This is a genomic window from Synechococcus sp. CC9605 (genome assembly GCF_000012625.1).
In the GTDB taxonomy this organism is placed as follows: Bacteria; Cyanobacteriota; Cyanobacteriia; order PCC-6307; family Cyanobiaceae; genus Parasynechococcus.
Genome location: NC_007516.1, coordinates 935,289 through 948,900 on the forward strand (window position 1 = coordinate 935,289; position 13,612 = coordinate 948,900).

At 59.9% G+C, this 13,612-nt stretch carries 20 protein-coding genes and 1 tRNA gene; 8 read left to right on the forward strand and 13 right to left on the reverse strand.

Annotated elements, in window-relative coordinates; genetic code table 11:
• Nucleotides 1-3: 3 nt before the first annotated feature.
• From SYNCC9605_RS04940 to SYNCC9605_RS04960, 5 genes are all read right to left on the reverse strand, one after another.
• The gene (locus tag SYNCC9605_RS04940; protein WP_011363962.1) at nucleotides 4-1,692 is read right to left on the reverse strand and encodes a cytochrome c oxidase subunit I; all 1,689 of its coding nucleotides are present in this window, start codon (nucleotides 1,690-1,692) and stop codon (nucleotides 4-6) included.
• A 3-nt stretch (nucleotides 1,693-1,695) separates the two neighbouring features.
• A complete protein-coding gene (locus SYNCC9605_RS04945; protein WP_011363963.1) occupies nucleotides 1,696-2,631 on the reverse strand; it encodes a cytochrome c oxidase subunit II in 936 nt (311 codons plus the stop codon).
• Nucleotides 2,628-3,248, reverse strand: coding sequence for a DUF2231 domain-containing protein (locus SYNCC9605_RS04950; RefSeq protein WP_011363964.1), 621 nt, complete (start codon nucleotides 3,246-3,248; stop codon nucleotides 2,628-2,630). Before SYNCC9605_RS04950 ends, SYNCC9605_RS04945 begins: the two co-directional genes overlap by 4 nt.
• Nucleotides 3,245-3,745 (reverse strand): DUF2231 domain-containing protein, encoded by a 501-nt coding sequence (locus tag SYNCC9605_RS04955; protein WP_041435545.1) that lies wholly within the window; start codon nucleotides 3,743-3,745, stop codon nucleotides 3,245-3,247. The genes SYNCC9605_RS04950 and SYNCC9605_RS04955 overlap by 4 nt, the downstream gene beginning before the upstream one ends.
• A gap of 111 nt (nucleotides 3,746-3,856) precedes the next feature.
• On the reverse strand, nucleotides 3,857-4,942 hold the full coding sequence (locus SYNCC9605_RS04960) for a calcium/sodium antiporter (protein ID WP_011363966.1): 1,086 nt from the start codon (nucleotides 4,940-4,942) through the stop codon (nucleotides 3,857-3,859).
• A gap of 81 nt (nucleotides 4,943-5,023) precedes the next feature.
• On the opposite strand from SYNCC9605_RS04960, the gene SYNCC9605_RS04965 reads away from it, so the two are divergent.
• Genes SYNCC9605_RS04965 through SYNCC9605_RS04975 form a run of 3 tightly spaced genes read left to right on the forward strand, consistent with a single transcriptional unit; the run spans nucleotide 5,024 to nucleotide 7,989 of the window.
• Nucleotides 5,024-6,673 carry a SulP family inorganic anion transporter gene (locus SYNCC9605_RS04965; protein WP_011363967.1) on the forward strand — a complete coding sequence of 550 codons (1,650 nt, stop codon included), beginning with the start codon at nucleotides 5,024-5,026 and terminating at the stop codon, nucleotides 6,671-6,673.
• The gene (pyrC, locus tag SYNCC9605_RS04970; protein ID WP_011363968.1) at nucleotides 6,666-7,712 is read left to right on the forward strand and encodes a dihydroorotase; all 1,047 of its coding nucleotides are present in this window, start codon (nucleotides 6,666-6,668) and stop codon (nucleotides 7,710-7,712) included. Before SYNCC9605_RS04965 ends, pyrC begins: the two co-directional genes overlap by 8 nt.
• On the forward strand, nucleotides 7,687-7,989 hold the full coding sequence (locus SYNCC9605_RS04975; protein WP_011363969.1) for a thioredoxin family protein: 303 nt from the start codon (nucleotides 7,687-7,689) through the stop codon (nucleotides 7,987-7,989). The genes pyrC and SYNCC9605_RS04975 overlap by 26 nt, the downstream gene beginning before the upstream one ends.
• A 7-nt stretch (nucleotides 7,990-7,996) precedes the next feature.
• Here SYNCC9605_RS04975 and SYNCC9605_RS04980 read toward each other — a convergent pair.
• Nucleotides 7,997-8,085 (reverse strand) — tRNA-Leu (locus tag SYNCC9605_RS04980).
• Between the two features lie 40 nt (nucleotides 8,086-8,125).
• On the opposite strand from SYNCC9605_RS04980, the gene SYNCC9605_RS04985 reads away from it, so the two are divergent.
• Genes SYNCC9605_RS04985 through trpA form a run of 3 tightly spaced genes read left to right on the forward strand, consistent with a single transcriptional unit; the run spans nucleotide 8,126 to nucleotide 9,585 of the window.
• Nucleotides 8,126-8,377: an NAD(P)H-quinone oxidoreductase subunit L gene (locus SYNCC9605_RS04985; protein WP_011363970.1), complete on the forward strand. Its 252-nt coding sequence runs from the start codon at nucleotides 8,126-8,128 to the stop codon at nucleotides 8,375-8,377.
• Nucleotide 8,378: 1 nt separating this feature from the next.
• Nucleotides 8,379-8,735 (forward strand): DUF3007 family protein, encoded by a 357-nt coding sequence (locus tag SYNCC9605_RS04990; protein WP_011363971.1) that lies wholly within the window; start codon nucleotides 8,379-8,381, stop codon nucleotides 8,733-8,735.
• A 34-nt stretch (nucleotides 8,736-8,769) separates the two neighbouring features.
• Nucleotides 8,770-9,585 (forward strand): tryptophan synthase subunit alpha, encoded by an 816-nt coding sequence (gene trpA, locus SYNCC9605_RS04995; RefSeq protein ID WP_041434551.1) that lies wholly within the window; start codon nucleotides 8,770-8,772, stop codon nucleotides 9,583-9,585.
• Nucleotides 9,586-9,665: 80 nt separating this feature from the next.
• Here trpA and SYNCC9605_RS05000 read toward each other — a convergent pair whose 3' ends face one another.
• Nucleotides 9,666-10,037, reverse strand: a complete 372-nt coding sequence (locus SYNCC9605_RS05000) for an AbrB family transcriptional regulator (RefSeq protein ID WP_011363973.1) — start codon at nucleotides 10,035-10,037, stop codon at nucleotides 9,666-9,668.
• Between the two features lie 98 nt (nucleotides 10,038-10,135).
• Here SYNCC9605_RS05000 and SYNCC9605_RS05005 point away from each other — a divergent pair, with 98 nt between their 5' ends.
• Nucleotides 10,136-10,405: a YciI family protein gene (locus tag SYNCC9605_RS05005; protein WP_011363974.1), complete on the forward strand. Its 270-nt coding sequence runs from the start codon at nucleotides 10,136-10,138 to the stop codon at nucleotides 10,403-10,405.
• On the opposite strand, the gene SYNCC9605_RS05010 is transcribed toward SYNCC9605_RS05005, so the two are convergent.
• Nucleotides 10,381-10,737 (reverse strand): c-type cytochrome, encoded by a 357-nt coding sequence (locus SYNCC9605_RS05010; protein ID WP_156782999.1) that lies wholly within the window; start codon nucleotides 10,735-10,737, stop codon nucleotides 10,381-10,383. The two genes, SYNCC9605_RS05005 and SYNCC9605_RS05010, sit on opposite strands and share 25 nt — an antisense overlap.
• A gap of 19 nt (nucleotides 10,738-10,756) precedes the next feature.
• Entirely contained in the window at nucleotides 10,757-10,990 is a 234-nt protein-coding gene (locus SYNCC9605_RS05015) for a DUF3136 domain-containing protein (protein ID WP_011363976.1), read from the reverse strand.
• Between the two features lie 89 nt (nucleotides 10,991-11,079).
• On the opposite strand from SYNCC9605_RS05015, the gene SYNCC9605_RS05020 reads away from it, so the two are divergent.
• Nucleotides 11,080-11,601: a Nif11 domain/cupin domain-containing protein gene (locus tag SYNCC9605_RS05020; RefSeq protein ID WP_011363977.1), complete on the forward strand. Its 522-nt coding sequence runs from the start codon at nucleotides 11,080-11,082 to the stop codon at nucleotides 11,599-11,601.
• 487 nt (nucleotides 11,602-12,088) lie between these two features.
• Here SYNCC9605_RS05020 and SYNCC9605_RS05025 read toward each other — a convergent pair whose 3' ends face one another.
• The 4 genes from SYNCC9605_RS05025 to SYNCC9605_RS05040 are packed head-to-tail and all read right to left on the reverse strand — an operon-like array spanning nucleotide 12,089 to nucleotide 13,595.
• On the reverse strand, nucleotides 12,089-12,583 hold the full coding sequence (locus tag SYNCC9605_RS05025; protein ID WP_011363978.1) for a phosphate-starvation-inducible PsiE family protein: 495 nt from the start codon (nucleotides 12,581-12,583) through the stop codon (nucleotides 12,089-12,091).
• Nucleotides 12,584-12,588: 5 nt separating this feature from the next.
• Nucleotides 12,589-12,831: a hypothetical protein gene (locus tag SYNCC9605_RS05030; RefSeq protein WP_041434552.1), complete on the reverse strand. Its 243-nt coding sequence runs from the start codon at nucleotides 12,829-12,831 to the stop codon at nucleotides 12,589-12,591.
• Between the two features lie 40 nt (nucleotides 12,832-12,871).
• Complete coding sequence (locus tag SYNCC9605_RS05035; protein WP_011363980.1) at nucleotides 12,872-13,192, reverse strand: hypothetical protein; 321 nt, start codon at nucleotides 13,190-13,192, stop codon at nucleotides 12,872-12,874.
• 37 nt (nucleotides 13,193-13,229) lie between these two features.
• Nucleotides 13,230-13,595: a YkvA family protein gene (locus SYNCC9605_RS05040; protein WP_041434555.1), complete on the reverse strand. Its 366-nt coding sequence runs from the start codon at nucleotides 13,593-13,595 to the stop codon at nucleotides 13,230-13,232.
• Nucleotides 13,596-13,612 lie beyond the last annotated feature (17 nt).

Sequence of the window (13,612 nt, forward strand, 5' to 3'; positions counted from 1 at the left end):
GGCTCAGGCCTCCTGGGAACGTCGCACGTAGAACTCCTCGTCTTCGACGAGGGGGTGGCCCAGGCCATAGCCGTAGGGCTCGCTGATCACGGTGGGGATGTCGTCCTCGAAGTTTTCAGCCGGTGGCGGCGAGGGCAGCAGCCACTCCAGGCCGATGGCCCGCCAGGGGTTGGGAGGAGCCTGAGGCCCCCGGGCCCAGGAGCTCACCATGTTGAGAATGAAGGGGATCGAGGCGACGCCGAGCATGAATGCACCGATGCTGGCGATCACATTCCAGATGGCGAACTCAGGGTCATAGGAGGCGACCCGGCGCGGCATCCCCAGCAACCCAGCCCAGTGCAGGGGCAACCAGTTGAGGGTGGCGCCGATGAAGGTGAGTGCGAAGTGCACCTTGCCTAGGCCCTCGTAATACATGCGGCCGGTGAATTTGGGGAACCAGTGGTAGATCCCGGCGAACACACCGAAGCCGATCGTGTTGAAGATCACGTAGTGGAAGTGGGCCACCACGAAGTAGGTGTTTCCCACGTGCACGTCGATCGGCACGGTGGCCAGCATCACGCCAGTGATGCCGGCGAAGATGAAGTTGAACAGGCCACCGAGGCAGAACAGCATCGGGGTGCTGAGGCGCAGATTGCCTTTCCAAAGGGTTCCCAGCCAGGCGAACACTTTCACGCCAGTGGGAACGGCGATCAGCATCGTGGTGGCCATGAACAGATTGCGCATCCACATCGGTGTGCCCGAATAGAACATGTGGTGCACCCACACGATCAGGCTGAGGAAGGTGATGCCGAAGGAGGCGATCGCCACAAAGCGGTAGCCGAACAGGGGCTTGCGGGCATAAACCGGGAAGAGCTCAGAAAAAATGCCGAACACCGGCAACACCAGCACGTACACGGCGGGGTGCGAATAGAACCAGAAGAAGTGCTGAAACAGCACGGGATCACCGCCGCCTTCAGGCCTGAAAAAGCTGGTGCCGAAGCTGAGGTCGAAGAGCAGCATCACAGCACCACCGGTCAGAGCGGGCAGGCCCACAAGCTGGATGGTCTGAGCGGCCCAGGCGGTCCACACGAAGATCGGCATCTTGAAGAAGCACATGCCAGGGGCCCGCATCCGGATGATCGTCGTCACGAAATTGACGGCGCCCATGATCGAAGAAATCCCTGAAAGAGCCACCGCCAGAATCCAGAGGAACTGACCGTTGATGAAGTGGTTCAGGGGGTTCTGCAGGCTCATCGGTGGGTAGGACCACCACCCCGATGACGCCGGACCCCCGGGGGCGAAGAAACTCCCCATCAACACCACCGCGAACAGCGGCACCAACCAGAAGGCGGCTGCATTCAGCTTGGGAAACGCCATGTCCGGCGCACCTATCATCGTGGGGATCAACAGGTTGTTGAAGCCGTTGAGAATCGGGAACAGAAACAGGAACAGCATCACTGTTCCATGCATGGTGTAGAGGCCGTTGTAAACACTCGGATCCACCAGATCCGCCGGCGGTGTGATCAGTTCTCCGCGCACGATCATCGCCAGCAATCCACCCACCAGCAGGAAGAAAAGCGAGGTGGCGATGTACTGAATCCCGATCACCTTGGCATCGGTGTTGAAGCTGAAGAAGCGCTTCCAGTTGTCCGGGGCACCGGGGACAGGGTGCGGCGCCTTGAGGATGCGTGGGTCGTAGTTGGTGGTGGTCATGGCTCAGGCGTCGTGCGGGATGGAGGGATCTCCGGGGTCGTTCACCATCGGGGCAGGAGCCGGTGGCACCGTGGCCCAGCCTTTGTCACCACGGGCGATGCGACGGTCGTAGAGCACGCGGCCGGGGTCGAGGCCGGGTTGCAGGGCTTGCTTGGCCGAACGCTTCAGCCAATCGGAGTAGGCCTGCTCCGATTCGACGATCACGTTCGATTGATTCAACGACATGTAGGCGCCACTGAACATGGCGTCGCGCAGGCGGAAGCGCCCCTCCCGGGTGGGCGTGAGGCTGTAGGAGATCAGGCTGCCGGGAACGATGTCCTGCTTCAGCCGAAAGGCCGGCACATAGAAGCTGTGAATCACGTCCTCGGATTGCAGCTGAAGGTTGACCCTTTGATCGATTGGGAGGTGCAGTTCTGAACTGCGAACGCCATCGGGATATCGGAATTCCCAGCTCCATTGCCGTGCAATCACCTGGATCGGTCCCACCTGCGCCAAGGGATCGGCCGAGAGCAGTGCGCTGGTGTCGGCACCGATGGCGTACTTCTGCTTCGGCCCCAAGGCGTTCAAGCTGTCATTCACCTTCATCGATGTGAAGGCAATGGCGAACACCAGCAGCAGAGGGATCACCGTCCAGATGATCTCCAATCTGGTGTTGCCCTCAATTGGTGCCCCGTCGCTTTCGTCGTATTTACCGGCCCGGTTGAACAGCAGCACCCAGCCCATCACGCCGGTGCAGCCGAAGAAGATAAAGGAGCCGATGCCGGTTTCCAGGGCGAACAGATCGTCGACGTAGGCCGCTGCGCTGGAGGCCTGCGGCGGAAACCAGCTGTATGACCACGTCGCCATCAGTTTGGCGATGGCGAGATTGATCGCGATCGCGATGCTGATGACCACAATGGAGCCGATGTTGGGGCCTTTCTTGGGGGCTGTGCTGGTCATGGCAATGCCTCCTGCAGATCGGCACCAGCGGCCAGCAACTGGTCTGCGGTGATGTGCACCCCGAAGTCGCTCGCGAGCCACGCCCCGAGGCTTCCGTGCAGCCCCATCAACAGCAGCATGCCGATGCCGCAGAGCAGATACAGCCAGCTCACTTGACGGCCCAGGTCCTTGCGCAAGACAAAGCGTTGGTAACCACGCCAGATGGTCATGGCCACGATCACCAGCAGGATCGCGACGCCACCGATGGCATGCCAGAGCATGGTGTCGATGGCGGTCTGGCCGAGGATGCTGCGGATGCCTGGCAACGGCACCGCCAGCAGCATTTCGTAGAACCCTGCGGCCACGGTGAAAAAGCTGATGCCGCTGCAGGCGACGAGGTTGTACCAGCCCACGTCGTGGAAGCCGCTGCGGGTCACCGGCAGAGCCAAGTAGCGGAACACCCGTTTTTCCAGCGGGTAGAACGCACCGGCGACGTCGAAGGCGATGGCGATCGCAAACAGGCCGATGGTGAGGTGCACCAGGTTGGGGTGCAGCGGAATCGCGTAGGGAAGGTTGTTGGCGCCGAGGGAGTCGGCGATGTCGTTGATCGGCGATGCGATCGCGGCGAAGTGGATCACGACACCACCCCCTGACGGATGGCTTCCACCACGGGGACCGTGTGCAGCCCGTAAACCCACACCAGCTTGTCGCCGAGGTACACCTGCGTGATCACAAGCCCCGCCAGCACCACATCAAGGGCCAGAAAGCCCCTGGGCAAGTTCGCCGGATCTTTCTGCCGGGCGACGTAGCGCCAGCCCGTGAGCAGGGCCAGCACGCCGGCCAGGGACCAACCGATGGTGCTGTGAATGTTGAGGATGTCCCGCGAGGCGCCATAGGGATTGGCAAGACCGGCCTCCACCTGGCCGAAGATGATCGCCACAAAGATCGCCACGGTGGCGACGATCAGGTTCCAAAAGCTGACTTCAAACAGATTCTTCTTGCCACTGATCACACCGATGACGTCGAACACCACCGTGATCAGGGCCATGGCGATCACGAAGTGAACGACGATCGGATGGATGACGTCGAGCCAGGGCAGATTTTTGTCGTTGAGCGGTGGAAGCAGCTCAAGCATCGGCAAGCCGATCGACACCCACCAAGGATGACCACGCTGGATCAGACGGTCATCACCAGATGTGCAATTGCAACTCCATTCGTCTCATCACGGGTTGCACTAGAGATGCCGCTAGGTCTTGGTGCGCCAGAACACCAACGCCTGGGTCATGATCACGATCAACACCACCGGCAGTACAAAACAGAGCATCAAAAGCCTGAACTCGTCCGACCAACTGGCGAGGGTTGTTCGGGGAAGGACGTTGTCAACGATGTAGAGGATGTACAAGCCCAGCAACAGTCCACCTTCGAGTCGGCTGATCCGTCCGCGCGTCCAGAAGATCGGCATGCAGGCCAGGCTGGTGAGCAACATCACAGGTAGGTCGTCCTGAATCAATTCGGGGCTGACCTCCAGGCCACGACCAGCGGCAGCCAAGGCTCCACCACCCAGCACCAGCAGCAGGTTCAACAGGCAGCTGCCCACCACGTTGCCAATGGCCAGATCGGTGCGCCCGCGCAGGGCTGCCACCAGGGAGGTGATCAATTCCGGCATTGAGGTTCCGGCGGAAACGATCGTCAGACCGATCACCGCCTCACTCACCCCGAGGTAGGTGGCTGCTGCTGTGGCGCCGCTCACCAGCACCCGGGATCCGATGGTGAGGATTCCAATCCCTCCGATCAGCCGCAGGATGGCAAGGGTCCAGCCGCCGCTCGCCGCGTCCTCTTCGATCTCGGGTTCAGCGCTGCCGCTGTCGTCTGGTTGTTCGCGGGCGGTGCGGATCTCCCAGATGGTGTTGATCACAAGCCCCAACAGCAAGGCCAGGCCCGCCTGCCAGGTGACCCGTCCTGCGGAGGCCATGCCCCAGACCGCCGCCGAGATGGCAATCATCAGAGGAACATCGCGCCGCACCAGACGGCTTTCGACGCGCAACGGCAGCACAAGGGCGCTGCTGCCCAGCACCACCATCACGTTGAAGATGTTGCTGCCCACCACATTGCTCACGGCGAGGGTGTCAGCCCCCTGCAGCACTGAGTTCAGACTCACGAACAGTTCCGGGGCGCTGGTGCCCAGGGAAACCACCGTGAGGCCGATCACGAGCTGGGGGATGCCAAAGATCACCGCCATGGCGACGGACCCCTGAACAAACAATTCTCCGCCACCGAACAGCAGCCCGATGCCCAGCAGCACTTGGATCGAGGCCTGGAGGAATTCAGGCATGGAGAGAGATCAGGTGTACGGGGATTCTGCTTTGAGGGGAATCAACCTAAGGTCACTCACCTGGGTAATAGATAAGAAACCTTGTTGAACCGGATCAGCACCAGCAACCTGCGTGGTGACGCCTTTGGTGGCGTGACCGCCGCGGTTATTGCTCTGCCGATGGCCCTGGCCTTCGGGGTTGCCGCCACGGGTGACCCCGCCCCCGGGCTTTGGGGCGCCGTGATCATCGGCTTGGTGGCTTCTCTTTTCGGTGGAACGCCCACTTTGATCTCTGAACCCACAGGTCCGATGACCGTGGTGTTCACCTCGGTGATCCTGAGCTTCACCGCCACAGCTCCGGACAAGGAAACGGCCATGGCCATGGCCTTCACCGTGGTCATCCTGGCGGGTCTGTTTCAGATCCTTTTCGGTGTCTTCCGTCTGGGTCGGTACGTCACCCAGATGCCCTACACAGTGATCTCTGGCTTCATGTCGGGGATTGGAGCCATCTTGGTGATTCTCCAGCTGCCCGCCTTCTTGGGGCAGACCGCATCGGGCGGGGTGATGGGAACCCTGTCCAACCTGCCGGGCTTGATTGCTGGCATTCAGCCAATGGAGCTGGCGCTGGCGTTGATCACCGTTGCGATCCTCTGGTTCACCCCCGCCAGCGTGAAGCGTTTCTGCCCGCCGCAGCTGCTGGCGCTGATGTTGGGAACGGTGCTGTCGATGACCTTCTTCCACAACGCCGGTCTCAAGACCATTCCGCCGTTTAATGCTGAGCTCCCCAGCCTGCATGTGCCCACCTTCTCGGGCGGACAGCTGCGTTTGATGTTCGTGGATGCCGCAGTGCTGGGCATGCTCGGCTGCATCGATGCGCTGCTTACCTCCGTGGTGGCTGACAGCCTTACCCGCACGGAGCACAACTCCAACAAGGAATTGGTGGGTCAGGGTCTGGCCAACATCGCTTCGGGCGTCTTTGGCGGACTGCCTGGGGCGGGAGCCACGATGGGCACCGTGGTCAACATTCAGGCCGGCGGACGTTCGGCCTTGTCAGGCATTGTCCGAGCGCTGATTCTGATGGTGGTCGTTCTGGCCGCCGCGCCCCTTGCGTCCACGATTCCCCTTGCTGTGCTGGCGGGCATCGCCCTGAAGGTGGGCATCGACATCATCGATTGGGATTTCCTCCAACGGGCCCACCATCTCTCGGTGAAAGCTGCGGTGATCACTTACGGCGTGATTGCGCTCACGGTGCTGGTGGATCTCATCACTGCAGTGGGTATCGGAGTTTTCGTGGCCAACGTGCTCACCATTGATCGGATGAGCGCCTTGCAGTCCAGAAAAGTGAAAACGATCAGCACGGCCGATGACGATGTGGAGCTGACCGATGAAGAGCAGGTGTTGCTGGATCAGGCCTCCGGCAAGGTTCTCCTGTTCCAGCTCGCTGGTCCGATGATCTTCGGCGTGGCCAAGGCCATCTCGCGTGAGCACAACGCCATCGGCAATTGTCAGGCGGTGGTCTTCGACCTCTCAGAGGTGTCCCACTTGGGGGTGACCGCTGCGATTGCCCTCGAGAATGCCGTGAAGGAAGCGATTGAAGAAGGACGCCAGGTGTTCATGGTCGGTGCAACGGGCAGCACGGAGAAGCGTCTTCAGAAGCTGAAACTGTTGGAACGGCTCCCCCAAAGCCACATCACCGGTGATCGCCTCGATGCCCTGCGCCTTGCCGTGAACGGTATGCCGCTGAATGTCTGATCAGATCTCGATCATCGCTCCAGATGATTGGCACGTGCATCTCCGCGATGGAGAGATGCTGAACCAGGTCGTGGCCCATACAGCCCGCCGTTTTCAGCGAGCCATCGTGATGCCCAACCTGCGTCCCCCGGTGACCACCGTGGCGGCTGCACAGGCCTACCGCGATCGCATTCAGGCGGCGTGCCCCGCTGATCTGGAGTTCACCCCTCTGATGACGGCGTACCTCACTGATTCGATCGCTCCTGCCGAGCTGGAGACGGGTTTTCGAGAGGGTGTTTTCGCTGCCGCCAAGCTTTATCCCGCCAACGCCACCACCAATTCCGCCGCAGGGGTGACGGACTTGCTGCAGATCGATCCTGTGCTGGAAACGATGGCTCGGATCGGCATGCCCTTGCTGATCCATGGTGAAGTCACGGATCCCGAGATCGACATCTTCGACCGTGAGGCAGCGTTCATCGAACGCCATCTGGAACCGCTGCGGGAGCGTCATCCCGAGCTGAAGGTTGTGTTAGAGCACATCACCACTGAACAGGCGGTGCAGTACGTCAGCTCAGCGGACCGTCATCTTGCCGCCACCATCACCCCCCACCATCTGCACATCAATCGCAACGCGATGTTCGCCGGTGGGTTGCGCAGTGATTTCTATTGCCTCCCCGTGGCCAAGCGGGAATGCCACCGTCAAGCCCTGCGCCGGGCGGCCACCAGCGGTGACCCAAGCTTCTTTCTCGGCACCGACACGGCACCTCACGAACGGTCATCCAAGGAAAGTGCCTGCGGTTGCGCCGGCATCTTTAATGCGCCCTTCGCCTTGGAGAGTTATGCACAGGTTTTTGATCAGGAGGGCGCTCTGGAGCATTTCGAAGCCTTCACCAGCCTGAATGGGCCGGCTTTCTACAAGCTTCCAGCCAACACCCATCGCATCACGTTGCAACGGCGTGATCATCTCGTGCCGGAACTTGTGAATGGACTGGTTCCTTTCCATGCTGGAGAGATCCTGTCCTGGGCCGTTGCCAATGCACCTGATCAAGTTCAGCTCTGAAGATTGCGGCACCTGTCACCGCATGAGTCACTACGACGGCAAGGTGGCCGAGGAACTCGGCTGCAGCTTTATCTCCGTGATGCTGCAGGACACGGAGATGTATCGCAAATACCGGAAGATCCTGCTCAAGCAGTACCCCAACAAGGAGGGCATGGGCTGGCCCACCTACCTGTTGGTGAACGATCCCGATGGAGATTTTTCAATCGAGGGAGAACTGAAGGGCGGCTTGCCCAAGGGAGACTTCCGCACCAAGCTCGCTGAGTTGCTGCCGTCCTGACGCCTGGTGGTGGGGGCAGGGGGACTTGAACCCCCACAGGCCTTTCGGCCCAAGCGATTTTAAGTCGCGTGCGTCTACCGATTCCGCCATGCCCCCGCCAGAACATCTTAGATTTACCTCCAGCTGTCCTCAGGCCTTGGACCTTTCGTCCCTGCTTTCTCAAATCCCACAGGACACGTTGTTGGTTCTATTGGCCTACACCGTTCTGGGCGGCCTGTACCTCGTTGTCGTTCCCCTCGCCCTGTACGCGTGGATGAACCAGCGCTGGCATCGCATGGGCAAACTGGAGCGTCTGGGGATTTATGGCATGGTCTTCTTCTTTTTCCCTGGGATGATCCTGTTTGCCCCCTTCCTCAACTTCCGGCTGAGCGGACAGGGAGACGTCTGACTTGACGCGTGGAAAAGTTCTTCTGATCGGACTAGTAGTCCTCCTGCTTGGAGGACTTGGTCAGGTTGGCTTTCAGGCTGCGGGCTTTGAAGGCTTCACGGCAGGGATTGCTGCGGAGGCCCTGCTGGTTGTGATTGTGGTGGTGTGGACAAGTTCCTACCTGTTTCGTGTGGTCACCGGTCAGATGACCTACATGGATCAGCGGCGTCGTTACCGCGAGGTGTACGACAAACAGGAAGCTGAAGCGCTTCAAGCCTGTTTTGATGCTCTTCCCGAGGAGGAACAGCAGGCGCTGCTGCGCAAAATTGGGGCTGATCGCTTGGGTCCCACAGACGGTGAGGCCCCCGTCGACTCATAGGCTTTCGAAGTTTGTTCCTGGTCGGTTGACCGAGATGCCCAATCAGCAGTCCTCTTCCATCGCCCAGCGCTTTGAGCAGCTGAAGCAGGACGGTCGCCTTGCCTTGATGCCATTCCTGATGGCTGGCGATCCTGATCTCGCGGTCACCGCTGATGTGCTTCTCAGTCTGCAAATGGCAGGGGCCGACATGGTGGAACTGGGGATGCCGTACAGCGACCCGCTCGCGGATGGGCCGGTCATTCAGGCCGCTGCGTCCCGTGCCCTTGCTGCCGGAACCACGCCAACGGGCGTGCTGGACATGCTGCAGTCGTTGAAGGGTCAGCTGCAGATCCCGGTGATCCTGTTCACGTATTCCAATCCACTGCTCAATGTGGGGATGGAGGCGTTCTGCCAGTCTGCAGCGGAGGCTGGTGCGGCGGGTTTGGTGGTGCCTGATCTCCCCCTCGAGGAGGCCGAGCGGTTGTCAACCATCGCCGAGCGTCATGGCTTGGATTTGGTGCTCTTGGTTGCACCCACCACTCCTCAAGATCGGATGGGTCGGATTGCCAAATGCAGCCGTGGTTTCACCTATCTGGTGAGTGTCACTGGCGTCACCGGTGAGCGAGCTCAGATGGAAAGCAGGGTTGAAGGTTTGGTGCAGCAACTCAAACAAACCTCTCCGGTTCCTGTTGCGGTTGGTTTCGGTATCTCTGGGGCGGAGCAGGTGCGACAGGTTCGGGGCTGGGGTTCCGATGGAGCGATTGTGGGCAGCGCGCTCGTGAAGCGGATGGCTGCAGCATCGCCAGGAGAAATTGCACAGGAAGCTGGTCGTTTTTGCGCTGAGCTGCGTGCCGCGGCGGATCAGCCTTAACGGCTGCCATTCGGTTAGGGCACGAACCAGAGCATGAAAAAACCCCAGCTAAGGCCGGGGTTCATCGATTACGGTTTGATTCACTCCTCGTCTTCGTCACTGCCACCAACAGGTGTCAGACGAATTTGTTTGCGCCCCAGTTTGATTTCAAATTCATCTCCAGGCTTCAGGTCGAGCAGAGCCGTATAAGCCTTGCCGATCAGCAGATTGCCGTTGCCTTGAACGGTGGCCACGTAGCTGAGTTTGCGGCCTCCTTTGCCCACGCCGCCAACACCACCCATGCCAAGACTCACGCCTTTGGCTTCCAGTAGTGCCTCATAAAAAGCGGTGAAATTCAAACGCTCGCCACCATCTTTTTTATCGGAGACATAGCCACAGGCACGAACAAGATCAGACTTGCTGACGTCACCTAGGTCTTTGACTTTATTGAGAAGGTCGCTCCCAGTGAGCATCGCTTTCGAGAGAAATCAACCTTCACAACATAGCGTTTGTGCAAGTCGTTATGCCATCATTTTTCTTTGAAAAGTTCTTCGGTATTTCATCCTTCGCTATGGCACGTTTCGTCTTGTGGGGCACTTACTGCACGGATGCTCTTGTGAAGCGTGCTCCTTATCGTGATGAACATCTTGCTCGCCTTCAGGGCTTGAAAGATCAGGGAACGCTGGTCACGCTCGGACCCACTGAGGGAAGCACCCATGTTTTCGGGATCTTCGAGGCCGACAGCCTCTACGTCGTTCGCATGCTGGTTGAGGACGACGTTTATTGGAAGCAGGGAATCTGGACGGCGCTCGAGGTTTATCCCTGGGTCCAGGCGTTCTGAGCCTGCATGAGCACCCATTCCGCCACAAGCTGATCTCCCTCGCTCCCGAGAACGTCGGCGTAACCACTCATCTGGCCTCGGCCTTCCCGGGCGATGGCTGCGATGGCGTCCACCGTTGCGATCTGCTCACGCTCGAGGGTCTTCAGCTTCAGGTTTTTCCCTCGGCGAATGATGTTGCCGCCGTTGATGTGGCATCCGGCGCAGTGCTGTTCGAACAACAGAGCGCCGGTGCTGGCATCCCGCCCGGCGGCCAGCGAAGCACCGCCTGATCCAAGGCTCAGCAGCAGCACAAGAAACGCACCAATGCAGCAGCGAAGGATGGAGCTCAGCACAGGGACGGTGTGGCTTGAATCAGTCTGCTTGAGCAGGTGATGCCTCCTTCTGGAACCGCTGGATCAGTTCATCGGGAGAGCGGTAATCCTTCGGAAGCGAGGTGTGCAATCTGTTTAGGTAATCCCAGCAGACCGTCCGGCGAATGGCGTTGAGATCGCGTCCATCGGCCACAAGGCGACGCAGGGCTTGGCAGTAGCTCGAGAATCCAGCCTCCAGATCTCCGATGGTGAGTGCCTTGGTTGCGGACGGCATGAAACAGAAGGTCAGGATCTTCTAACTTTTGCGTCGATCTCCTGATTGGTCTGTTGTCAGGATCACTGTTGGAGCTGTGCGGTGGCCCCATGGCGGAACAGGATCTGATCCGTTTCCTCAACAAGATCTCCCAACTTCAGGTCCTTGCGGAGCGTGTGCGGAACGACTCCAGCAGCCGTGAACAGCTGGCGGCCTGTGCGGACCACAATCAGGTTGTACAGCTGGCCAGGTCCTGGGGGTTCGACATCGGTCGGCGCTGGGGTGAGCGTGACCATGGGCCTGGGGGAGAAGCCAACCTGCTGGCGACTCCGTGCCCTCCCCCCGGTGAAGAATCAACGCGCGTGTTGGCGTCTGCTGAGATGTGGAGATTGCTGCTGATTGCGTCCAACGGCTACCGGTCCCCCGATGACGCATGGATGGACCAGTCCGATCACGAATGGGTGCTTGTGCTGCGGGGCAGCGCCTGTGTTGCGCTGCAGAACCCCGATCGGATCGTCGATCTCAGCCCTGGGGATCATCTTCTGCTTCCGCCACATCAGCTCCACAGGGTGGAGCGCACCGAGCCTGCGCCTGGAACCCTCTGGTTGGCCTTGCACTGGGATGCGGCTTGAACCTGCTGCAGTGGCACGCCTCTCCCACGATGGCTCGTGCAGCCCCGACAAAGCAATGAGCACGACAGCTGATTGCCGTTGGCTTCATCGCGGACGAGAGTGTGTGCATCGAGATCGGAGGAGCCGATGACGGCCGACACTCCACCTGAGCAAATCCCGGAAGCAGACTGACTTCCTGGCCCCTGCTCCAACAGTTTCCACCCATTCGTAAGCTATTCGTCCGGCGCGACAACGAAGAGCGTCGAGCCAGTCGACTTTCCTCTGCATCGTTCGTAGGTGCCCTGCAGGAGAGCCGCTTCACACCTGGACCCGATGGCCCCAGGGTGCCTTAAGCCAGGCGCTTCGACCTTCCTGTATCAGTTCCATCGCTGGAGGAGACTTTCCGAGGCATCAGACACTGAAGTTGAGGTCGATTGCCATGCGCAAACGAGCGAGTTAGGCCGTCTTTCCATCGGGAAGGGCGGCCTTCCTCTTTGCTCATCAACCGTCAGTCCTCGAAATCAAGCTTGGTGGCCGATCCACCACGGCCCAGACGTTCGCGGGAGGGAGTGGCATTGGCTCGCTTGACCAACCAGTAAGCAGCCGACAGTGAGACGACTGCGATCCCAAGGCCCACCAGAAGCTGGGGTTTGTTTTCAGCACCGGAAGGCAACACGATCACCTTACGAGCCACTGCCGTAAGTGCTGTAACCAGAACCAGTTCGATTTGCACCACATGGCGCCTTAGGTAACTGGTGATGTTTTGCAGCACCTCCAGAGCGATCAACACGGTGAGCAGATCGCCAAGGATCTTGATCAGATCGTCACCCAACCACGTTGCCGCAGTTCCGGTCAGCAACTTCGAGCCCAAGGAAATGATCAGCTGGATGATGGCGGCGCTGATCACAGCAGCTGTGATCAGGGTGAGCAGCCGAGCAACCTCCCGCTCGCCAGCATCAACGAAACCGAGGAAACTTCTCTTGGATCGATTGGGTCCGCTCACGATGTTCAATCGTTGAAAGGGTTGTAGTAAGGGCGAGCTTTGGTGTCGCTGGCTGGATTCACCACCTTGGTGTCACAGGTGACCGAGCCGTCTTCTGCGGTGACGCAATCGGCCTCAATTTTGCTGTCTTTGCCCGTGGTACTTCCCGGCCCCCGCAGCCATCCCTCGGTTTGGGCGAGGGCGGGGGATGCGCCGAACACCGACATCATCAACAGGAGGGAGGCGCTGAGGAGTTGAGTGGGCGTCATTGCGGCATTGACTGAGCCACCACTTTGCCGGTGAAGTCCCCTAGTCGGTGCAGTCGTCTCGAATTTCCTGCAAAAGCAGATCAAGTTGACCGAACGGATCATCCTCCGCTGTGGCACCACCAGCACTGTCGTTTGCAGGCTGGCCATGCCATTCGGCTTCAACGCTGCAAAGCCGATCAGCCAGTCCGGCAAGACCTCGCAGTTTGTGTTCGCGCTCCAGCACCTCCAGCAGGGCGGGCATTCGGGTCGAGACCGCACGCAGGTTGCGACGCAGGTCGGCCTGTGTGCGCCCTTGCTGCTTCAACCAATCCTTCAGTAGCAGAGTCAGATCCGCTTCAAATTGAGGGGTCCAGCCAGACATTGATCAGCGATTCAGTTCAGCGGTTCAGTTCTGCGATTCAGTGCGTCAGGGGAAACCAGCGATCCAGTTTGCGGCGAGCTCGCATCCGGATTGCCGGTGTGACGTGATTGCTCCACAAACCCACCATGGCCGTAAGCGCCACAAGATCATCACTGAAACCGGCCACCGGCAGCAGGTCGGGAATCAGGTCGGCGGGCATCAGCAGATAGCTCAGGGCCGCCAGCATGGTTAGCCGAGCGGCTGAAGGCGTCTCGGGGTCAAGCATCAACTCCAGGGCTTCCAGGGCTGGGGCGGCGAGACCTCGGCCGGCCCGCTGCAGCAGGCGCCGCAGCAGGCTTTCATCGATCATCTCCCGTTCAAGCACGTTGGCTTCAACGGTGGTACGCGCAGCATGGTCAGTCATGCGGAGGGGGCCGATTG